19 protein-coding genes are annotated in these 19,926 nt (G+C 72.8%); 11 read left to right on the top strand and 8 right to left on the bottom strand.

Features of this window, described 5'->3' with window-relative positions:
• Window positions 1-20: 20 nt before the first annotated feature.
• Together AB0J76_RS25050 and AB0J76_RS25045 are read right to left on the bottom strand one after the other, a co-directional pair.
• On the bottom strand, window positions 21-575 hold the full coding sequence (locus AB0J76_RS25050) for a Uma2 family endonuclease (RefSeq protein WP_352323478.1): 555 nt from the start codon (window positions 573-575) through the stop codon (window positions 21-23).
• A 59-nt stretch (window positions 576-634) separates the two neighbouring features.
• Complete coding sequence (locus AB0J76_RS25045) at window positions 635-1,240, bottom strand: hypothetical protein (RefSeq protein WP_352323479.1); 606 nt, start codon at window positions 1,238-1,240, stop codon at window positions 635-637.
• A 161-nt stretch (window positions 1,241-1,401) separates the two neighbouring features.
• Between AB0J76_RS25045 and AB0J76_RS25040 the strand changes: the two genes are divergently transcribed.
• Genes AB0J76_RS25040 through AB0J76_RS25030 form a run of 3 tightly spaced genes read left to right on the top strand, consistent with a single transcriptional unit; the run spans window position 1,402 to window position 3,900 of the window.
• Window positions 1,402-2,196 carry a glucose 1-dehydrogenase gene (locus AB0J76_RS25040; protein WP_352323480.1) on the top strand — a complete coding sequence of 265 codons (795 nt, stop codon included), beginning with the start codon at window positions 1,402-1,404 and terminating at the stop codon, window positions 2,194-2,196.
• Window positions 2,186-3,094, top strand: coding sequence for an alpha/beta hydrolase (locus AB0J76_RS25035; protein ID WP_352323481.1), 909 nt, complete (start codon window positions 2,186-2,188; stop codon window positions 3,092-3,094). Before AB0J76_RS25040 ends, AB0J76_RS25035 begins: the two co-directional genes overlap by 11 nt.
• Window positions 3,095-3,105: 11 nt before the next feature.
• The gene (locus tag AB0J76_RS25030) at window positions 3,106-3,900 is read left to right on the top strand and encodes an alpha/beta hydrolase (RefSeq protein ID WP_352323482.1); all 795 of its coding nucleotides are present in this window, start codon (window positions 3,106-3,108) and stop codon (window positions 3,898-3,900) included.
• A gap of 143 nt (window positions 3,901-4,043) precedes the next feature.
• Here the strand turns inward: AB0J76_RS25030 and AB0J76_RS25025 are convergent, their stop codons facing one another.
• The 3 genes from AB0J76_RS25025 to AB0J76_RS25015 are packed head-to-tail and all read right to left on the bottom strand — an operon-like array spanning window position 4,044 to window position 6,756.
• Window positions 4,044-5,180 (bottom strand): ScyD/ScyE family protein, encoded by a 1,137-nt coding sequence (locus AB0J76_RS25025; protein WP_352323483.1) that lies wholly within the window; start codon window positions 5,178-5,180, stop codon window positions 4,044-4,046.
• A gap of 60 nt (window positions 5,181-5,240) precedes the next feature.
• A complete protein-coding gene (locus AB0J76_RS25020; RefSeq protein WP_352323484.1) occupies window positions 5,241-5,846 on the bottom strand; it encodes a DUF4126 domain-containing protein in 606 nt (201 codons plus the stop codon).
• A gap of 4 nt (window positions 5,847-5,850) precedes the next feature.
• Window positions 5,851-6,756 carry a phosphotransferase gene (locus tag AB0J76_RS25015; RefSeq protein ID WP_352323485.1) on the bottom strand — a complete coding sequence of 302 codons (906 nt, stop codon included), beginning with the start codon at window positions 6,754-6,756 and terminating at the stop codon, window positions 5,851-5,853.
• Between the two features lie 68 nt (window positions 6,757-6,824).
• Between AB0J76_RS25015 and AB0J76_RS25010 the strand changes: the two genes are divergently transcribed.
• Window positions 6,825-9,203: an FAD-dependent oxidoreductase gene (locus AB0J76_RS25010; RefSeq protein WP_364390609.1), complete on the top strand. Its 2,379-nt coding sequence runs from the start codon at window positions 6,825-6,827 to the stop codon at window positions 9,201-9,203.
• Here the strand turns inward: AB0J76_RS25010 and AB0J76_RS25005 are convergent.
• From AB0J76_RS25005 to AB0J76_RS24995, 3 genes are all read right to left on the bottom strand, one after another.
• A complete protein-coding gene (locus AB0J76_RS25005; protein WP_352321931.1) occupies window positions 9,160-9,939 on the bottom strand; it encodes a GntR family transcriptional regulator in 780 nt (259 codons plus the stop codon). The genes AB0J76_RS25010 and AB0J76_RS25005 overlap by 44 nt on opposite strands.
• 35 nt (window positions 9,940-9,974) lie before the next feature.
• Entirely contained in the window at window positions 9,975-11,093 is a 1,119-nt protein-coding gene (locus AB0J76_RS25000) for a nitronate monooxygenase family protein (RefSeq protein ID WP_352321929.1), read from the bottom strand.
• Between the two features lie 67 nt (window positions 11,094-11,160).
• Window positions 11,161-11,823 carry an acyltransferase gene (locus AB0J76_RS24995; RefSeq protein WP_352321928.1) on the bottom strand — a complete coding sequence of 221 codons (663 nt, stop codon included), beginning with the start codon at window positions 11,821-11,823 and terminating at the stop codon, window positions 11,161-11,163.
• Window positions 11,824-11,954: 131 nt separating this feature from the next.
• On the opposite strand from AB0J76_RS24995, the gene AB0J76_RS24990 reads away from it, so the two are divergent.
• The 7 genes from AB0J76_RS24990 to AB0J76_RS24960 all read left to right on the top strand — a co-directional run bounded on the left by AB0J76_RS24990 (window position 11,955) and on the right by AB0J76_RS24960 (window position 19,859).
• The gene (locus tag AB0J76_RS24990; protein ID WP_352321926.1) at window positions 11,955-13,619 is read left to right on the top strand and encodes a CTP synthase; all 1,665 of its coding nucleotides are present in this window, start codon (window positions 11,955-11,957) and stop codon (window positions 13,617-13,619) included.
• 76 nt (window positions 13,620-13,695) lie between these two features.
• Window positions 13,696-14,304 carry an NUDIX hydrolase gene (locus tag AB0J76_RS24985; RefSeq protein ID WP_352321924.1) on the top strand — a complete coding sequence of 203 codons (609 nt, stop codon included), beginning with the start codon at window positions 13,696-13,698 and terminating at the stop codon, window positions 14,302-14,304.
• A 15-nt stretch (window positions 14,305-14,319) separates the two neighbouring features.
• Window positions 14,320-15,225, top strand: coding sequence for a site-specific tyrosine recombinase XerD (locus tag AB0J76_RS24980; RefSeq protein WP_352321922.1), 906 nt, complete (start codon window positions 14,320-14,322; stop codon window positions 15,223-15,225).
• A 117-nt stretch (window positions 15,226-15,342) separates the two neighbouring features.
• On the top strand, window positions 15,343-16,284 hold the full coding sequence (locus AB0J76_RS24975) for a ParA family protein (RefSeq protein WP_352321920.1): 942 nt from the start codon (window positions 15,343-15,345) through the stop codon (window positions 16,282-16,284).
• Window positions 16,281-17,102: a segregation/condensation protein A gene (locus AB0J76_RS24970; protein WP_352321918.1), complete on the top strand. Its 822-nt coding sequence runs from the start codon at window positions 16,281-16,283 to the stop codon at window positions 17,100-17,102. The genes AB0J76_RS24975 and AB0J76_RS24970 overlap by 4 nt, the downstream gene beginning before the upstream one ends.
• Window positions 17,103-17,463: 361 nt before the next feature.
• Window positions 17,464-17,985, top strand: coding sequence for an SMC-Scp complex subunit ScpB (gene scpB, locus AB0J76_RS24965; protein ID WP_352321935.1), 522 nt, complete (start codon window positions 17,464-17,466; stop codon window positions 17,983-17,985).
• The gene (locus AB0J76_RS24960; RefSeq protein ID WP_352321917.1) at window positions 17,982-19,859 is read left to right on the top strand and encodes a pseudouridine synthase; all 1,878 of its coding nucleotides are present in this window, start codon (window positions 17,982-17,984) and stop codon (window positions 19,857-19,859) included. The genes scpB and AB0J76_RS24960 overlap by 4 nt, the downstream gene beginning before the upstream one ends.
• Window positions 19,860-19,926: the final 67 nt, after the last annotated feature.

The following is a 19,926-nucleotide window of genomic DNA, read 5'->3' as shown; positions in this document are numbered from 1 at the left end:
CGCCGGGGCCGGCGCCGCGGCTAGGCGAGCGGCCATTCCAGGCCGAGGTCGATGTCCACGTCGAACCCGGCGTCGAGGCGCAGCCGCCCGCGATGGACGCCGGCGGACACGTACGCCCCGGCGTCGCGGCCGAGGCGGAAGGCGTGCACCACCGGCTGGTCGTCCTCGCAGGCCACCCGCCAGTAGTGCTCGATGCCCGCCTCGGCGTACCGGCTGCGGCGATCCCGCCCCCGGGCCCCCGCCGGGACCACCTCGCACACGAGGTGCACCTGATCAGGACGGAAGGACGTGGTGGCCGGGCCGATCGCCGGTCTGCCGGCCACCAGGACGTCCGGCGAGAGCAGCAGGCGCGGCCCGAGGGCCACGGTCATCGACCGGATCACCGCCAGGTGCGCGGGCGGCCTGAGCGACCGCTCGAACAGCCGGGCCGCGAACATGTGGAAGGCGCTCCGGGGTGGCCGCGTCGTGAGGACGCCGTCGATCAGCTCGGCGCGCCGGGGTGCGTCCGGCGGGAGCGCGTCGAGCGGGCCGGTCGTGGTGAAGCGGCGCGACCAGGCGGGCAGGGCTGGGGACATTGGACGGGCACCTTCCAGGCGAGCGCGCGGCGCGCTCATGGTGCCACGTCAGGCGGAGCTCAGGAGTGGTCTTTGCGCTGCTCCATCGAGCGGCGGTAGAGCTCGTCGATCTGGTCCAGCGGGTCCGGGGGACGGCGGCGGGCCTCGATCTCCAGCTCCGTGCGCGAGTACAGCTCGTCGATGCCGGAGGACGCGTGGTGCATCTGGTCGCCCAGCAGGTCGGCGCGGATGCGGGCGCACATGGCGGTCAGCTTGGCCTGGTGCTCGCGCAGCCGGTCGAGGGCGGCGTGGTCGACGTACGGCGAGACGCGGCGCTGCTGGGCGTACATGCCGAGCTGGCCGTCGTGCACGTCGGCCTGGGCCGACAGGTCGGCCAGCAGCCGGGGCAGGTCGCCGAGGCCCCAGCCGCGCTGCTGGGCCTGTTCGACGGCCTGGCGGGTGAGGGCCACCTCGCGGCGCAGGTCGAGGCGGAGGCGTTCGACCTCGGCCGCGTCGCCGGTGCCCATGGCGTTGACGTGCGTGGTCAGCCGGGTGGTGGCCTGCCGGGCCTTCCTGGCCGCCTTCTTGCCCACCTTGACCAGCAGATAGACGCCCACGCCGGTCAGCAGCAGGAGGAACGCCAGGATGGCCAGCACGATGACAAGGAACTCGCTGATCTCCGCCACCTCCCGTGGGGTTGTTGCCTAGAAGGATAGTTCGACCCCCAAGGAGTTCAACGCGCGACGGGGATCCGGGGTTCCGGCGACCGCGCCGAGCAAGCTCTTGATCGGGGACGTGGGCGCGTGTTTCAGTGCACATGTTCGGTCGTCTCCGATGAGGGGTGCGCGTGCTCGACGGCAAGGTAGTGATCATCACGGGCGGCGCCCGGGGCATGGGCGCGGCCACGGCGCGCCGGTGCGCGGCGGCCGGGGCGCGGGTCGTGCTCACCGACGTGCTCACCGAGGAGGGGACGGCCACCGCCAAGGACGTCGGGGGCACGTTCGTCCCGCACGACGTCACGGACCCGGAGCAGTGGGCGGCGGTCGTGGCCGCGACCGTCGAGGCGCACGGGCGGCTCGACGGGCTGGTGAACAACGCCGGGATCGTCACCGTGCGGACCATCGAGCAGCAGTCCCTGGCGGAGTTCGAGCGGGTGCTCCAGGTGAACCTGGTCGGCGTGTTCCTCGGGCTGAAGGCCGTGGCCGGGGCCATGCGGGCGGCCGGCGGCGGGGCCGTGGTGAACCTCTCGTCGGTCGCAGGGCTGACCGCGCTGCCCGGCACGGGCGGGTACGGAGCGTCGAAGTGGGGCGTACGCGGGCTGACCAAGATCGCGGCGCTGGAGTTCGGGCGGGACCGCATCAGGGTGAACTCGGTGCATCCCGGGATGATCGTCACCCCGATGACCGCCTCGCTGGGCGCGGTCTCGGGCGAGGGCACGTTCCCGCTGGCCGCCGCCGGGCGATGGGGTGAGCCCGAGGAGGTCGCCGAGGCCATCGCGTTCCTGCTGTCCGACGCGGCCTCCTACGTCACGGGCGCGGAGCTGGCGATCGACGGCGGCTGGACGGCGGGGGAGACGGCCCTGCTCGGCTCCGTCCCGCGCGCGGCCGCCGCCGCGGAGGAGGAGGCCGGAGATGGCCGTTGACGAGCCGACCCGCGCGGTCATCGACCTGATGAGCGAGTTCTTCCCCAAGGGGGAGGGGCCCTGGGACCCGGTGGCGGCGCGCCGCGTGCTGGCCTCGGTCCCGAGCCCCGAGCCGCTGCCCGTGGGCCGGGTGGAGGACCGCGACGCGGCGGGCGTCCCCGTGCGGGTCTACTGGCCGCCGGAGGGCGCCGAGGGGCGGCCGCTGGTCGTGTACTTCCACGGCGGCGGGTTCACCCTGGGGTCGCTGGACAGCCATGACGGCGTCTGCCGCCAGATCTGCGCCGGGTCCGGGGCGGTCGTGGTCGCCGCCGACTACCGGCTCGCGCCCGAGCATCCCTATCCGGCCGCCGTCGAGGACGCCTTCGCCGTCGCCCGGTGGGCCCACGAGCACGCGGCCGGGCTCGGCGCCGACCCGGGGGCGCTGGCGGTGGCGGGCGACAGCGCGGGCGGCAACCTCGCCACCGTCACCTGCCTGCGGGCGCGCGAGGAGGGCGGGCCGCCGATCGTGCTGCAGGTGCTGGTCTATCCCGCGACGGACGCCGTCCGCCACTGGCCCTCGTACGACCAGAACGGCGAGGGATATTTCCTGACGACGGCGCACATGCGGTGGTTCTGGGACTGCTACCAGCCCGACCATGGGCGGCGCGGGGAGCCGTACAGCTCGCCCCTGGGCGCGGACGTGAGCGGCCTGCCGCCGGCCCTGGTGATCACGGCAGGGCACGACCCGCTGCGCGACGAGGGCGAGGCGTACGCCCGCCACCTGCGCCACTCCGGGGTCGAGGCGGAGTGCGTCCGGTACGAGGGCCTGTTCCACGGCTTCTTCGGCACGGGCCCGATCCTGCCCGCCGCCGCCGACGCCATGGACCGGGTGTGCGCCGCCATCCGCGCCCTCAAATAAGGGGATATTTCATGCCGTACGCCGAAATTTCGGCAACCATCAGCCTCTTCTACACCGACGACGGCGCCGGCGACCCGCCGCTGCTGCTCGTGCACGGCTGGGGCGCCGACTCCCACCAGTGGTCCTGGCACATCGACGCCCTGGCCGCCCGCCACCGCGTCATCGCCGTGGACCTGCGCGGCCACGGCTACTCCTCGGTCCCGGAGACCGGCAACACCCCACAGGCGATGGCCGAGGACCTGAACACGCTGCTCGACCGCCTGGAGGTCCCCGAGGTGGTCGCGGTCGGCCACTCCATGGGCGGCCAGGTCGCCTCGATCCTCGCGGTCGAGCATCCGGGGCGCGTACGGGCGCTGGTCACCCTCGACCCCGGCTACGGCATGGGCCAGGACCTCGCCGCGGGCTTCCCCGGCATGATCGCGGGCCTGCGCGGCGAGCACCCGCACGCCGTCGCCGAGGAGATCGACCGGTGGTGCACCACCTCCGCGACCCCCGCCGTCATCCGGCGCTGGCACAAGCGCCGCCTGTACGGCATGCCCCCGCACGTGCTGGCCGAGGCGTTCGAGGCCATGTTCACCGGCCCAGGGGCCATCGGCGTGCGGCCGGCCAGCGACGAGTACCTGGCCCGCCGGAGCTGCCCGGTGTTGTCGATCTGGGCCGACCCCGGACGCGCGGCCTGGGAGGCCGGGCTGCTCAAGAACCCGGGCTCGAAGGTCGTGTGCTGGGAGGGCTCGGGTCACCGGCTGCACGAGGAGCGCCCGGCGGAGTTCGTGCGCGTGCTGGAGGGCTGGCTCAGGGCGCGTTGACCGGCAGGGCGAGGCATGGTGAGGCATGGTGAGGCGTGGTGAGGCATGGTGAGGCATGGTGAAGGGCCCGGCAGCGCGGACGCTGCTGCCGGGCCCTCCGTGTGAGCGCGCCACGGGATTTGGGGGCCATGACGCTCACACGTCTATGCGGGCAGTTCCACCCGGACGATCTCGCCCTTGCCGGGAGTGAAGCCCTTGTTCGACACGTAGACCGAACCGTCGGCGGCGACCGCCATGCCCAGCGGCACGGTCAGCGTGCCCGGCTTGAGCAGCTCGGTGCGCGTGCCGTCGGCCTCGATCCGGTAGAGCGACGTACGGGGCTGGTGGTCGGCGGGCACCGGGCCGACCGAGCCGAGCACGAGCAGCCGGCCCGAGGCGTCGAAGGCGACGTCGACGGCGGTGGTGAAGCCCTTGACGGCGGTCGCGGCCTTCCTGCCGGCCAGCCTGAACACCCTGGCCACGCCCTCGGGCTGCGGGAACCCGGCGTGCTCGGCGACGTAGTAGGAGCCGTCGGGGGCGGCCGCGATGCCCATCGGCACGGACTGCATCGGGACCTTGCTGCCCTTGGGGAGCTTGAGCATGGCCGGGGCCGCGACCTTGCGCGCGTGGAACACCGCCCGCAGCGTCACCTTGCCCGACGCGCTGACCTGGAGCACGTCGTTGGCGCCCACGTCCGTGACCAGCGCGCCGCCCTGCGGGGTCGGCACGACCGCGAACGGGTACGAGTCGATCGCGCTGCCCTTGTCCTTCTTGTCGGGGTTGTGCTTGGCCTCGAACGCCAGCAGGTCGCCCATGACGGACGACTTCCCGTCCTTGATCTTCAGCAGCGTGCCGAGGGTGCGGCCCTTGGGGCCGAGGTCGGCCCGCAGCTTGCCGTTGCCGCCCAGGCCGACGGGCACCAGCATGGAGCCGTCCGCGGCGAAGGCGACGTCGTGCGGGCCGGTGCCGAGCCCGTCGGACCCGGCCGAGGGCAGGTCCTTGACCACGGTGGTCAGCGTGCCGTCGGCCAGCTTGGAGATCTTCCCGGTGAGGCCGAGGCACACCTTGCTCGCCTCGCCGCCCGGCTCGGCGGGCACGGTCGCGCACTTGATCTTACCGCCGGAGCCGGACTCGGCGACGTACAGGGCGCCGTCGGGGCCGAAGGTCAGGCCGCGCGGGCCGTCGAGCTTGGCGGCGACGACGGTGACGCTCGCCTGCGCGGACGCCGACGCCGGGACGGGCGCGACCGACGCGGCCAGGCCGAGAGCAGCGACTCCCCCCGTGATGATGACTCGCTTCATGAGGGAACACCGTAGAAGCGCTGGACGGGGCGGCGGATCAACCCGCAGGGTGAGGCGTACTCAGCCTGGGGGTGGATTTCTTCTGATCCGGCGCCGGGCGCGCAGCCGGCGTACCCGCCGGAAGGTCCACCACGCGAGCAGGACGAGCAGCAGCAGCGCGACGATCACCAGCACCGGCAGGAACACCGCGATCAGGCTCATGCCGAGCGAGCCGGCGTCCTCGGCGGTGCTCACCACGGGCGCGCCCACCCCCGCCGTGCCCGCGTTGATCACCGGGCGGGCCGTCGCCTTCAGCGTGTGGACGGCCAGCGCCATCACGATGCCCAGCAGCCAGCCGGCCCACGGGTTCTCGGTCATCCAGGTCGAGTGGTCGAGCTCGGCGGCGGCGTTGGTGGCGGAGAAGACCACGCCGCCCGCGGCCGGGCGCACCACGGTCTGGACGGCGTCGTTGACGGTGTCGACGGCCGGCACCTTGTCGAGGACCATCTCGGCGAGCAGCAGCACCGCGATGATCGCCAGCACGCCCCAGTTCGACAGCCAGGCGTAGCCCTCGGGCAGCTTCACCCGGTCGGTGAGGTTGGCCAGCACGCCCACGACCAGGAGCGGGATGTAGGCGTTCAGGCCGGCGGCGGTGGAGAGGCCGAGACCGGTCAGGGCGGCGAACATCCCCCTAGTCTGCCCCCGCCGCGGCCTCCATCACGCGGGCCAGGCCCGGCCGGGTGAACTCGGCCGCCGCACGCTCGTACCTCTCCATGCCCCAGGACCAGAAGTCGAAGTCGATCGTGTCGTTGGCGCCGTCCTGGATCGAGGCCCACAGGGTCCAGCCGTACTTGGACATCAGGCCGAGCAGCCGGGCGCGGGCGATCCTGTGGCGCAGGCGGCAGCCGTAGTAGGCGGTGACGAGCTCGTCCAGGTGGCCGGGCGGCAGGTCGGCCTCGCTCCAGAGGTTGCCCAGCTCGAAGCAGGGGTCGTTGTTGCCGGCGTACTCGTAGTCGATGAGGTGGAGGCGGTCGCCGCTCTCGACGATGTTGCCGGGGAGCAGATCGTTGTGGCAGGGGACGGTGGGCTCGGCGCGTACCGCCAGACATTTCCTAATTTCTGCGACGGCGGGCATGAAATCCAGATATTTCGGAGGAAGTCGGAAACCTCGCTCCTGGACGATCCGCAGATACCCCCGCTGCACCTCGAACATGTCGAAATCGCGCACGAAGCGCGGCCCCGCGTGCAGCCGCCGGCACACCTGCGCCACCCGCGCCAGGTTCGCCGGCTCCCACAGGTCGGCCTCGGTGAACGTCCGGCCCGGCAGGAACCCGATCACCAGCACGCCCGCCTCCGGCAGGTAGCCGTGCACGGGCGCCCCCACCCCGGCCCGCGCGGCCGCGAGCGAGTCGGCGTGCTCGGCGTCCTTGTCGATGCCCAGCAGGGAGCCGTCGCTGGCGGCCACGCGCACGACGTAGACCCCGTCCGGGGTGGTGACCTTGTAGTTGCGGTTGGTCATCCCGCCGGGCAGCTCCTCGACGGAGCGCGGCAGGCCGGACAGCAGCGGGATGCGGTCGAGGACCCGGGCGATCGCCATGATCGATGCTAGCTCCGCCGTCCTAAACGGTCTAGACCTTTTACGGTACGCGGGTTAGCCTCGCGACCATGAGCGACTCGGCCCGCATCGTGATCATCGGCGGCGGGGTGGGCGGCGCGTCCGTCGCCTACCACCTCACCCTGCGCGGCGAACGCGACGTCGTCCTGCTGGAGCGGGACGAGCTCACCAGCGGCTCCACCTTCCACTCGGCGGGCCTGGTCGGCCAGCTCCGCTCCGACCCCACCCTGACCCGGATGAACCAGTACTCCGTCGAGCTCTACCGCACCCTCGACGCCGGCTGGACCGAGTGCGGCGGACTCAAGCTGGCCTCCACCCCCGAGCGGATGGCCGAGATCCGCCGCCAGATCGGCTGGGCCAGGACGTTCGGGCTGCCGCTGGAGGAGATCTCGGTCGCCGCGGCGGTGGAGCTGTTCCCGCTGATGGATCCGTCGGGGGTGGTGGGGGCGGCGTACCTGCCGACCGACGGCCAGGTGGACCCCTCGATGCTGTGTTACGCCCTCGCCGCCCGCGCCCGCGAGGGCGGCGCCCGCCTGCGCACCCGTACGCGGGTGCTGGGCATCGGCGTCGAGCGCGGGCGCGTCACCGGCGTCCGCACCGACCAGGGGGACATCGCCTGCGAGATCGTGGTCAACTGCGGCGGCATGTTCGCCGCCGAGATCGGCCGCATGGCCGGGGTGCGCATCCCGATCGTGCCGATGTCCCACCAGTACGTCGTCACCGACGCCTGCCACGACCATCCCGTCCTGCCCACGCTGCGCGACCCCGACCTGCTCGTCTACTACCGGCAGGAGGTGCGCGGCCTGGTCATGGGCGGCTACGAGCGCACCTGCGCCCCCTGGACCGCCTCCGAGACCTCCTACGACGCCGTGCCGGCCGACTTCAACGGCAGGCTGCTGCCCGAGGACTGGCCGCGCCTGGAGGAGATCTCCGCCAACTCCCGGATCCGGGTGCCCGCGATGGCCGACGTCGGCATCCGCAAGCTGATCAACGGGCCGGAGGCGTTCACCCCGGACAACGAGTTCTGCCTGGGGGAGACCGAGGTGGGCGGGTTCTTCGTGGCGGCCGGGTTCTGCGCCCACGGCATCGCCGGCGCGGGCGGCATCGGCAGGGTCATGGCCGACTGGATCGTCGACGGCGAGCCCGGCATGGACGTCCACCACATGGACGTACGCCGCTTCGGCCGCCAGTACCGGTCGCCGTCGTACACGGTCAAGCGCTCGGTCGAGAACTACGAGACGTACTACGACATCCGCTACCCGGGCCACGAGCGCGCGGCCGGGCGCCCGCTGCGGGTCTCGCCCGCCTACTCCTGGCACGCCGCCCACGGGGCGGTCTTCGGCGAGAAGGCGGGCTGGGAGCGGGTCAACCACTACTCGGCCGCCCCCGGCGGCGCCGACGAGCGCCCCCGCGGCTGGGCCGGACGCCTGTGGTCGCCCGCCGTCGGGGCCGAGCACCGCGCCACCCGCACCGCGGCCGGGCTGTTCGACGAGAGCTCCTTCGCCAAGATCGAGGTCACCGGTCCGGACGCCGCCGCCCTGCTGGAATGGGTGTGCGACAACCGCGTGGCCCGCGAGGTGGGCGCCGTCACCTACACCCAGGCGCTGAACCGGCGCGGCGGCATCGAGTGCGACTTCACCGTCACCCGGCGCGGCGAGCAGGAGTTCCTGATCGTCACCGGCACCGCGTCGGGCTCCCGCGACCTCGCCTGGCTGCGCCGGCAGGCCGCGCTCACCGGCTCGACGGCCAGGATCGCCGACGTCACCGGCCAGTACGCCTGTTTCGCCCTGTGGGGCCCCAAGGCCCGCGACATCCTGTCCGGGCTGACCCCGGACCCGCCGGACCTGCCGTTCATGTCGGCCCGGGAGCTCACCGTGGGGGACGTGCCCGCGCTGGCGCTGCGGGTGACGTTCGTGGGGGAGCACGGCTGGGAGCTGTACTGCTCCAGCGAGTACGGGCTCGCGCTGTGGGAGACGCTGTGGCGGGCGGGCGAGCCGTACGGGCTGGTCGCGGGCGGCTACCGGGCCATCGACAGCCTCCGGCTGGAGAAGGGGTACCGGGTGTGGGGCGCCGACATCGGGCCCGAGACGACGCCGTACGAGGCCGGGCTCGGCTTCTGCGTCAAGCCCGGCAAGGACTTCCTCGGCCGCGACGCCCTGGACCCGCACCCGGCCCGCCGCCTGCGCTGCCTCACCCTGTCCGACCCGCGGGCGGTCGCCCTGGGCAACGAGCCCGTACGGGTGGACGGCCAGGTCGTGGCCCGGGTCACCTCCGGCGGCTACGGGTACACGGTCGAGCGGTCGATCGCCTACGCGTACCTGCCGGTCGGGCCGGGGGCCGAGCTGGAGGTCGAGGTCGAGGGGGAGTGGGTGCCCGGCGTCGTGGTCAGGGAGCCGCTGCACGACCCGGCGGGGTCGCGGGCGCGGTGACGCCGCTGCGCACCGACAGGCGCACCCGGTCGGGGCGGAACAGGTCGCGGGCGTACTCGACGGGGCTGCCGTCGGCGGCGTAGGCCGTGCGCTCGATCAGCATGAGCGGCGCGCCCGCCGCGATGCCCAGCTCGGCCGCCTCCGCCGGACCGGCGATCACCGGGTCCAGATGCTCGACCGCGGTCCGCGGCTCCAGCCCGTAGCGGCCGGCCAGCAGGGCGTAGAGCGAGCCGCCGAGGTCCTCGTCGAGGAAGCCGGGCAGCGCCGGGAAGAAGGACCGTTCGAGCGCCACCGGCGAACGGCCCGCCGACCGCACCCGGGCCACCTCGTGCACCGGCTCGCCCGGCGCGACGCCGAGCGCGGCGGCCACGGCCGCCGGCGCGGGCACGGTGGCGGCCGTCAGGATCCGCGCCTCGGCCCGCAGGTGGGCGCGGCGCATCTGCTCGGTGAACCCGGCCAGGCCCGTCAGGTCGCACTCGATGCGCGGCTCGGCCACGAACGCGCCGCCCGACCTGCCGGGCAGCCTGATCAGCACGCCGTCGCGTTCGAGGGTGGCCAGGGCCTGGCGCAGGGTCATCCGGCTCACGCCGAGGCGGGCGGCCAGCTCCCGCTCGCCGGGCAGCCGGTCGCCCGGGGCCATCTCGCCGGAGGAGATCGCCGCCAGCAGCCACTGCTCGATCTGCGTGTGCGCGGGAACCCCGGTGCCACGCTCCAGCTCAGGCGGTGTCCCGACCACACGCGCATGCTACCGGGCCATCCGGGAGGAACCACTCAGGACGACGAGAGGCGGGCCACGGCGTCGGTGAACTCGCTGATCATGTCGTACACCACGTCCCGGGCCGGCCGCACGCGATCGAGCTGGCCCACCACCTGGCCCACGTAGTACGTGACGAGTTCCTGGGCGCCGGGGTCGCCGCGGTCGGCCGCCGCGCCGATGCGGGCCATCGCCCCCTCGGCCAGCAGCAGTTGCAGGGGCATGCCCAGCGGCCCGGGGCTCTCCTGCCCGGAGTCCCACTCCTCGGTCCAGGCCGACCTGAGCTGCCGCGCCGGCTTGCCCGTACGCGACCGGGACCGGACGGTGTCCAGCGACGAGGCGGCCAGCAGCTTGCGGCGCAGCGCGGGCGACGTCTCCGCCTCCTCGGTGGTCAGCCACACCGAGCCGCACCAGACCCCCTCGGCCCCGAGCGCCATGGCCGCGGCCATCTGGCGTCCCGAGGCGATGCCGCCCGCGGCCAGCACCGGGACTGGCGCGACCGCGTCCACGACCTGCGGCACGAGCACCATCGTGGAGATCTCGCCGGTGTGGCCGCCCGCCTCGGTGCCCTGGGCCACGACGATGTCCGCCCCGGCCGCCACCTGCCTGCGGGCGTGCTCCACGGTTCCGACCAGCGCCGCCACCGGCACGCCCGCCGCCCTGGCGCTCGCCACCATCTGCGGCGGCGGCGGTCCGAGCGCGCTGGCGATGAGCCCGATCGGGTGCTTGAGCGCCACGTCGATCAGCGCGGTCGCCCCCGATGCCGTCACCCGCCGGCCGAACTCGTCGGCCACCGCGCTCAGGGGCTGCGGCGGCGCGTTCACGCCGTACTTGGACAGCAGGTGGGCGACGAAGTCGCGGTGGCGGTCGGGCACGAAGTCCAGCAGGTGGGCCCGCAGGTCGAGCGCGGAGGCGTCGATCCGGCCCGGGACGAGCACGTCCACCCCGTACGGCCGCCCGCCCACCCGCTCGTCGATCCAGGTCAGCTCGGCGTCCAGCCGCTCCGGCGAGTACGCGACGGCCCCCAGCACCCCGAACCCGCCCGCGTTCGTGACCGCGGCCACCACGTCGCGGCAGTGGCTGAAGGCGAACAACGGGAACTCGACGCCCAGGCGCTCACAGATGGCGGTCCGCATGCACCGACGCTAACCTCCAGAAGCTTGTTCGGTCCATCCCCGTTCTCGGGGCCGCACGTCCCTGCTGTCAGGACGGTCCGATCTGCCCGTCGAGCGCCAGGGCGATCGCGGCGGCGGCCTCGGCGGCGCCGGGGGCGTGCCAGCCGAGCTCCGGCGTGTACCCGCGGACGCGCTTGGCGGGCACCCCGGCGACCACGCTGTGGTCGGGGAACTCGCCGCGCACCACCGCGCCTCCCGCCACCACGCACTGCCGCCCGAGGACCGTGCCCGGCAGGATGATCGCGCCGGTGCCGAGCCAGGAGCCGGCGCCGATCGAGACCGGGCTGTTGCGCGGCCACTGCCGTCCGATCGGCGTCTCGGGGTCGTCGTAGACGTGGTTCTGGTCGGTGATGTAGACGTACGGGCCGGTGAAGACGTGGTCGCCGATGTCGATCGACTGGTGGGCCACGATGTGCGAGCCCCGGCCGATCGAGCACGAGCCGCCGATCCGCAGGATCGAGTCGGGGCCGAGATCGACGTCCGGCCACATGCCGCAGGAGATCGACACGCGCTCGCCGATCAGCGTGTGCTCGCCGATCTCGATCCACCGCTCGCCGAAGATCGCCCCCGGCGGGAAGGCGATGCAGACTCCCTCGCCGATCCGGCGGAAACGATAACCCGCCGTGGAGTCCGGGGAGATCGCCCCGGCGTGGCGGATCGCCGCGTACGCACGGTGAATCAGTGCGCCCATGGCCCGGCGTACTAGTGACATAGGGCCCAAAGTTACCGCTAGGTCATGCCGTTCGGGCATGTGAGGGGCGTTGTTTGATATCCTGAGAGCCCGTGGACACTTCGGCCACCATTCGAGCCACGGGAGCCCCTTTGCGCAGCGCATCGCAAACCAAGCATCTGTTCGTCACCGGCGGTGTCGCCTCCAGTCTCGGCAAGGGGCTCACGGCCTCCAGCCTCGGCCGGTTGCTCAAGGGGCGCGGTCTGCGGGTCACCATGCAGAAGCTCGACCCCTACCTCAACGTCGACCCCGGCACGATGAACCCGTTCCAGCACGGCGAGGTCTTCGTCACCGACGACGGCTCCGAGACCGACCTCGACGTCGGCCACTACGAGCGTTTCCTCGACACCGACCTGCACGGCTCGGCCAACGTCACCACCGGCCAGGTCTACTCCAACGTCATCGCCAAGGAGCGGCGCGGCGAATACCTGGGTGACACCGTCCAGGTCATCCCGCACATCACCAACGAGATCAAAGACCGCATCCGGGGCATGGCCGGCCCCGACGTCGACGTCGTCATCACCGAGGTCGGCGGCACGGTCGGCGACATCGAGTCGCTGCCGTTCCTGGAGGCCGTCCGTCAGATCAGGCACGAGGTCGGCCGCGACAACGTCTTCTTCCTGCACGTGTCGCTGCTGCCCTACATCGGCCCGTCCGGCGAACTGAAGACCAAGCCCACCCAGCACAGCGTGGCCGCGCTGCGCAGCATCGGCATCCAGCCCGACGCGATCGTGCTGCGCTCCGACCGTCCGGTCCAGACGGCGATCAAGCGCAAGATCAGCCTCATGTGCGACGTCGACGAGGACGCCGTCGTCTCCGCCGTCGACGCCGCCTCCATCTACGACATCCCCAAGGTGCTGCACGCCGAGGGCCTCGACGCCTACGTCGTGCGCCGCCTCGGCCTGCCCTTCCGCGACGTCGACTGGAAGGAGTGGGAGCAGCTCCTGCGCCGCGTGCACCGGCCGGCCAAGGAGGTCACGATCGCGCTGGTCGGCAAGTACATCGACCTGCCCGACGCGTACCTGTCGGTCACCGAGGCGCTGCGCGCCGGCGGCTTCGCCAACGACGCGCGGGTCAACATCCGCTGGGTCAAGAGCGACGACTGCGAGACCCCCGAGGGCGCCGAGCGCGAGCTCGACGGCGTCGACGGCGTGCTGATCCCCGGCGGCTTCGGCGTGCGCGGCATCGAGGGCAAGATCGGCGCCATCCGGCACGCCCGCGAGGGCCGGATCCCGCTGCTCGGCATCTGCCTCGGCATGCAGGGCATGGTCATCGAGGCCGCCCGCAACATGGCCGGCATCGAGGACGCCAACTCCGCCGAGTTCGACCCCGACACCAAGCACGCGGTCATCTCCACCATGGCCGACCAGGAGGACGTCGTCGCCGGCGAGCGCGACATGGGCGGCACCATGCGGCTCGGCAGCTACACCGCCAAGCTCGGCGAGGGCACGCTGGCCAGGCAGCTCTACGGCGGCAAGGCCAAGGCCGACGAGCGCCACCGTCACAGGTACGAGGTCAACAACGCCTACCGCGAGCGCCTGGAGAACGTCGGCCTGGTCTTCTCCGGCCTGTCGCCCGACGGCCGCCTGGTGGAGTACACCGAGCTGCCCCTCGACGTGCACCCGTTCTTCATCGGCACGCAGGCGCACCCCGAGTTCCGCTCCCGTCCCACCCGGGCCAACCCGATGTTCAAGGGCCTCATCGGCGCCGCCCTGGCCTACGCCGACAGCCGCGTGACCACCAAGGTCGGCAAGTGAACGTCACCGCAGCGGCGAGCCTCGGCCCGGAGGCGGTAGCCTGCGTGACCACGGAGGACCGGAAGCGAGTGCGGCCATGATCAGAGACACGCCCGAGGCGTGGGACGTCGTCGCGTCCAAGGAACACTTCCAGGGGTACGTGATCAAGGTCGTCACCGACACGGTCAGGATGCCCCAGGACGAGGTCGCCGACCGCGACTACGTCGTCCACCCCGGCTCGGTCGCCGTGCTCGCGCTCGACGACCGCGACCGCGTCCTGATGATCAGGCAGTACCGCCACCCCACCCGGCAGCTCATGTGGGAACTGCCGGCCGGCATCCGCGACGTGGCGGGCGAACCGCTCGCCGACACCGCGGCCCGCGAGCTCGCCGAGGAGGCCGGCTACCGCGCCGACACCTGGCACACCCTGGTCGACCTGCGCTCCTCTCCCGGCATGACCGACGAGCGGATCAGGGTCTTCCTCGCCCGCGGCCTGAGCAGGATCCCCGACGAGGAGAACACCTTCGTCCACCGGCACGAGGAGATCGGCATGCCGGTCGAATGGGTGCCGCTGTCCGACGCGGTCGAGAAGGCGCTCATGGGAATGATCCACAATTCCCCGGCCGTGGCCGGTATCCTCGCCGCATATGCGGCTTCGGTTGAGGGATTCGCCCTGTTGCGCCCCGCCGACGCCCCGGAGGCGTGACGGAAGGACCATGTCGTGGAGGCGGTGCTCTCCAGCTACCTCGCCCATCTGGCGGTGGAGCGGGGCCTGGCTGCCAACACGCTCGCGTCCTACCGCCGTGACCTGCGGCGATACTTCGAACATCTGCAGGCGCGCGGGCGGCTGAAGCTCGACGAGGTGGGGGAGGCCGACGTCCAGGCCTTCCTCGCCGCGCTGCGCGAGGGCGACCGGGAGCATCCCGCCCTCGTGGCCAGCTCGGCCGCGCGGGCCGTCTCGGCCGTACGGGGGCTCCACCGGTTCGCCCTGCGCGAAGGCGTCACGGCCCACGACCCCGCCCACGAGGTACGCCCGCCGCGCCAGCTCCGCAGGCTGCCCAAGGCGATCGCCGTCGACGAGGTCGAACGCCTCATCGCCGCCTCCGGCCCCGACGGCGCCCCGCTCACCCTGCGCAACCGCGCCCTGCTGGAGGTCCTGTACGGCACCGGCGCCCGCATCTCCGAAGCCGTCGGCCTGGCCGTGGACGACCTCGAACCCGACCAGGTGCGGCTGCGCGGCAAGGGCGGCCGCACCCGCGTCGTCCCGCTCGGCCGCTACGCCCGCTCGGCGCTCGACGCCTACCTCGTCCGCGCCAGGCCCGGCTTGCTGGCCCACGGCCGCGGTACCCCCGCGGTCTTCCTCAACGCCCGCGGTGGCCGGCTGACCAGGCAGGGAGCCTGGGAAGTGCTCCAGGCCGCGGCCGAACGCGCCGGCCTGGCCGGCATCAGCCCGCACGTCCTGCGCCACTCCTTCGCCACCCACCTGCTCGACGGCGGCGCGGACGTCCGGGTGGTCCAGGAGCTGCTCGGTCACGCCTCCGTCACGACCACGCAGGTCTACACCCTGGTGACGGTCGACAAACTCCGTGAGGTCTACGCCGCGGCGCACCCGCGCGCCCGGCAGTGATCTATAGTCTTTTGCGCGTGCGCGGTGCCCCGGCGTGCCGCCTTGCCGCGTTTAGTGGTGACGCCATAGTGTCCGTCCGGACGGTCCGGTTCGGGATCGTCAGGGAGGTTCGAGCTGGTGACTGTGACGACCAAGGGTTCGACCCCGGGGACCCCCGACAACCCCTGGGGTGACACCAAGACCAACGCGCCTTCCAACGGCGTCAACCTGGGCCCCACCCAGCGCCCGCGGCCGGTGTTCCCTGAACCGGCCCCGCCGCAGGTGCACGGCCCGGCGCGAGTGGTCGCGATGGTCAACCAGAAGGGCGGCGTCGGCAAGACGACCACCACCATCAACCTGGGCGCGGCGCTGGTCGAGTGCGGGCTGAAGGTGCTGCTGGTCGACTTCGACCCGCAGGGCGCGCTCTCGGTCGGCCTGGGCATCAACCCGCTCCAGCTCGACCTGACCGTCTACAACCTGCTGATGGACCGCGGCGTCACCGCCGAGGACGTCCTGCTGGAGACCGGCGTCGAGGGCCTCGACCTGCTGCCCAGCAACATCGACCTGTCGGCCGCCGAAGTGCAGCTCGTCACCGAGGTCGCCCGCGAGCAGGTGCTCGGCCGGGTGATCAAGCCGCTGCTGCCGCACTACGACGTCTGCCTCATCGACTGCCAGCCGTCGCTCGGCCTGCTCACCATCAACGCGCTGACCTGCGCCCACGGCGTCATGGTGCCGCTGGAGTGCGAGTTCTTCGCGCTGCGCGGCGTCGCGCTGCTCATGGACACCATCTCCAAGGTCCAGGAGCGGCTCAACGAAGACCTCGAGATCGAGGGCCTGCTCGCCACCATGTACGACGCCCGTACCCTGCACGGCCGCGAGGTGCTGGCCCGCGTGGTGGAGGCGTTCGGCGACAAGGTGTTCCACACGGTGATCAACCGTACGGTCCGCTTCCCCGACGCCACCGTCGCCGGCGAGCCGATCACCACCTTCGACCCGTCGTCCCTGGGCGCCAACGCCTACCGCGAACTGGCCCGCGAGGTGCTCTCGCGCTGGCCGGCTCCTGCGACAATGGCCAGGTGACCGCAGAGCAGACCGAGGCCCCCCAAGGCTTCCAGGTACACCTGGACGTCTTCGAAGGCCCCTTCGACCTGCTCCTCGGCCTGATCGCCAAGCACAAGCTCGACATCACCGAGGTCTCGCTCTCCAAGGTCACCGACGAGTTCATCGCCTACATCCGGTCCAGGGGCCCGGAGTGGGACCTCGACCAGACCAGCCACTTCCTGCTGGTCGCGGCCACGCTGCTCGACCTGAAGGCGGCCCGGCTGCTGCCGTCCGGCGAGGTGGAGGACGAAGAGGACCTCGCGCTCCTGGAGGCCAGAGACCTGCTGTTCGCCCGGTTGCTGCAGTACAAGGCGTACAAGGAGGTCGCGAAGGTCTTCGCGGGGCGGATGGCCGAGGAGAGCCTGCGTTTCCCCCGCACGGTGTCGCTGGAGCCGCAGTTCGCCAACCTGCTGCCCGAGCTCATCCTCGGCATCGGGCCCGAGCAGCTCGCCCGCATCGCGGCCAAGGCGTTCACCCCGAAACTGCCGCCCACCGTCAGCGTCGGCCACATCTACCAGCCGCTGGCCAGCGTCAAGGAGCAGGCGGCCATCCTGGTCATGCACCTGCGCAGGCTGCGCCGGGCCACCTTCCGCGCGCTGACGGCCGACTGCGAGGGCACCTTCGAGGTCATCGCCCGCTTCCTGGCGGTGCTGGAGCTGTTCCGGGAGTCCGCGGTGACGTTCGAGCAGGTCGAGGCGCTGGGAGAGCTCCATGTGACCTGGACGGGCGCCGACGACGGCGACGTCGCGGTGGGGGACGACTACGAGGAATCCGCGGAGAAACCATCGAATGACTGACAACCCCAACCCCCTGCCGGGCCCCCGCAAGGCCCCCGACTCGGGGTCGCCGCTGCCCGCCTGGATGACCCTCCCGGGCTCCCTCGTCCAGCCGGCCTCCCCGGAGGAGGCGTCCGCCCTGCCCGCCGGCCCCGACCTGCCGGTCGCGTCGCCGGAGCCCTCGCCCTCGCCCTCGCCGGAGCCCTCGCCGTCGCCGGAGCCCTCGCCGTCGCCCGAGTCGCCGTCCGCCGGGTCTTCGTTTCCCGAGTCGCCTTCCGCGGGCCCCGAGTGGCCCTCGGACACCGCTGCCGACCCGGAGGAAGACCAGCAGGACACCCCGGAGGACGACGTCCAGGCGGAGGGGCCCGCTCTTGAGGCGGCGCTGGAGGCCATCCTGATGGTCGTCGACGAGCCCGTCGCCGAGATCACGCTGGCCCAGGTGCTGGAGCGCCCCACCCACGAGGTCGCGGCGTCGCTCAGGAGGCTGGCGGCGGAATATACGGCCGCCGGGCGGGGTTTTGATCTGCGGGAAGTCGCGGGTGGCTGGCGTTTCTACACGCGGGCCGACTGCGCGGCGCTGGTCGAGCGGTTCGTCCGCGACGGCCAGCAGACGCGGCTGACCCAGGCCGCGCTGGAGACCCTCGCGGTCGTGGCCTACCGGCAACCGGTGAGCCGCGCCCGTGTCGCCGCCGTGCGCGGCGTCAACAGCGACGGCGTCATGCGGACGCTCGTCGCCAGGGGGCTGGTCGAGGAGGCCGGCACCGACCCGGAGAGCCAGGCAGTGCTCTACCGGACAAGCTCATACTTCCTGGAACGTCTGGGACTACGGGATCTGAGCGAGCTTCCCGAGCTCGCCCCCTTCCTCCCCGACGACGTGGAGAACCTCGAGGAGACAACAAAGTGATCAACAGGCGCAGCACCCCGTCCGGTGATGGACGCGGTCGTGGACGTACCGGCGGCTCCGGCCGCGGCGGGCGTCCCGCCTTCCGCTCCGACGACAACCGCCGCGACGGCTCCGGCGGCGGCTTCGGCGGGGCCGACCCCCGCCGCGACTCCCTTCGCGCCGACCGCGGCGGCGCCCGCGCCCGCTTCGGCGACCGCGACGACCGCCCCCGCCAGGACTTCGGCTCTCGCGGCGGCGAGCGCTCCGGCCGCCCTGACTTCGGCGGCGACCGTTCGGGTCGTCCCGGCTTCGGTGGTGACCGTTCGGGTCGCCCTGGCTTCGGTGGTGACCGTTCGGGGCGTCCCGTGTCCGGTGGCGACCGCTTCGGCCGTTCCGGCGGCGACCGCGACGGCTACTCGCGCGGCGACCGTGACGGCTACTCGCGCGGCGACCGTGACGGCTACTCGCGCGGCGACCGGGCGGACCGTCCGGCGCGTGACGACCGCGACGGCCGTTACCAGCGCGCCGACCGGCCCGCCGGTGGCGACCGCTTCCGTGACGACCGTCCCCGTGACGACCGCGGTGACCGCGGCCCGCGCGGCGACCGTTTCGACCGTCCGCGCCGTGAGGGCGGGTTCGACCGTCCCCGCCGTGAGGGCGGGTTCGAGCGTCCGCGCCGTGAGGGCGGGGACCGGCCGCGTGGCGAGGGCTTCGGCGGGGCTTCCCGGTCCGGCGACCGGGGCAGGTTCGGCGACGACCGGCGCGGCGGCTACGGCGCCGACCGGCGCGGTGAGCGCGGCGGTCAGGCCGGTGGCGAGCGCGGCGGATACGCCGGTTCCCGCAGCGGCGGGCGTCCCGTGCGTGGCGGCGACGGCGAGCGTCAGGAGCGCGGCGGCTTCCGTGCCGACCGCGGCGGACGCAGGGACGACGCCCCCAGGTCCGGCTCCGCCGGCAACACCCGCGCCCGTTTCGGCAGGCGCGAGGACAACCCCCGTGGGCAGCAGCCGCGTACCCCGAGGCGCGACGACGTGCAGACGCTCGGCGGCGGACGGCGTCCGGCCGGCTCCGAGAGCCCCCAGGCCAGGCGCGTCAAGGCCGCCCGCCAGCCGCTGCGCGACCGTGCCTTCTACGACGACGACTACACCGACGAGCGCGACACCACCGAGGTGCCCGACGGCGTGCGCCTGCAGAAGGTGCTCGCCCAGGCGGGCGTGGCCAGCAGGCGCGCCTGCGAGGAGATGATCGGCGACGGCCGCGTCACGGTCAACGGCCAGGTCGTGCGCCGGTTCGGCGCCAAGGTCGACCCCGCCACCCAGATCATCCACGTCGACGGCAAGCGCATCCCGACCGCCCCCGACCTCGTCTACTACGCCCTCAACAAGCCGATCGGCGTCGTGTCCACCATGGACGACCCGCAGGGCCGTCCGTGCCTGGCCGACTACGTCGAGGAGCTGGCGCCCCGCCTGTTCCACGTCGGCCGGCTCGACACCGAGACCGAGGGCCTGCTGCTGCTCACCAACGACGGCGAGCTGGCCAACCGGCTGACGCACCCGAGCTACGGGGTGCAGAAGAAGTACTGGGCCAAGGTGCCGGGGCCGATCCCGCGCGACCTGGGCCGCAGGCTCAAGCAGGGCATCGAGCTGGAGGACGGCATCGCCAAGGCCGACAGCTTCGCCATCGTGCAGGAGCACGGCCAGCAGGCGCTGGTCGAGGTGGTGCTGCACGAGGGCCGCAAGCACGTCGTGCGGCGCATGCTGGAGGAGGCCGGTCACCGGGTGATCGACCTGGCCCGGATCGAGTTCGGTCCGGTGAAGCTGGGCCGCACCAAGGCCGGCACGGTCCGCGCGCTGAGCCTGAAGGAGGTCGGCGACCTTTACGCGGCCGTGAAGCTGTAATCTGGCCGGAACGCAGGGGCCCGTGCGCATCTCCGCACGGGCTCTCCCGCTATGGAAGGGGATAAGG

The organism is Nonomuraea sp. NPDC049624 (assembly GCF_040675255.1).
Classification (GTDB): Bacteria; Actinomycetota; Actinomycetes; order Streptosporangiales; family Streptosporangiaceae; genus Nonomuraea.
This window is presented reverse-complemented; position numbering and strand designations above follow the sequence as displayed.

Excerpts from the sequence above, each read along its gene's own strand:
- AB0J76_RS25010 (WP_364390609.1), top strand. The coding sequence starts at position 6,825 with ATGAGCGACTCGGCCCGCATCGTGATCATCGGCGGCGGGGTGGGCGGC.
- AB0J76_RS24995 (WP_352321928.1), bottom strand. The coding sequence starts at position 11,823 with ATGGGCGCACTGATTCACCGTGCGTACGCGGCGATCCGCCACGCCGGG.
- AB0J76_RS24985 (WP_352321924.1), top strand. The coding sequence starts at position 13,696 with ATGATCAGAGACACGCCCGAGGCGTGGGACGTCGTCGCGTCCAAGGAA.
- AB0J76_RS25000 (WP_352321929.1), bottom strand. The coding sequence starts at position 11,093 with ATGCGGACCGCCATCTGTGAGCGCCTGGGCGTCGAGTTCCCGTTGTTC.
- AB0J76_RS25020 (WP_352323484.1), bottom strand. The coding sequence starts at position 5,846 with ATGTTCGCCGCCCTGACCGGTCTCGGCCTCTCCACCGCCGCCGGCCTG.
- AB0J76_RS25035 (WP_352323481.1), top strand. The coding sequence starts at position 2,186 with ATGGCCGTTGACGAGCCGACCCGCGCGGTCATCGACCTGATGAGCGAG.
- AB0J76_RS25050 (WP_352323478.1), bottom strand. The coding sequence starts at position 575 with ATGTCCCCAGCCCTGCCCGCCTGGTCGCGCCGCTTCACCACGACCGGC.
- AB0J76_RS25030 (WP_352323482.1), top strand. The coding sequence starts at position 3,106 with ATGCCGTACGCCGAAATTTCGGCAACCATCAGCCTCTTCTACACCGAC.
- AB0J76_RS25025 (WP_352323483.1), bottom strand. The coding sequence starts at position 5,180 with ATGAAGCGAGTCATCATCACGGGGGGAGTCGCTGCTCTCGGCCTGGCC.
- AB0J76_RS25015 (WP_352323485.1), bottom strand. The coding sequence starts at position 6,756 with ATGGCGATCGCCCGGGTCCTCGACCGCATCCCGCTGCTGTCCGGCCTG.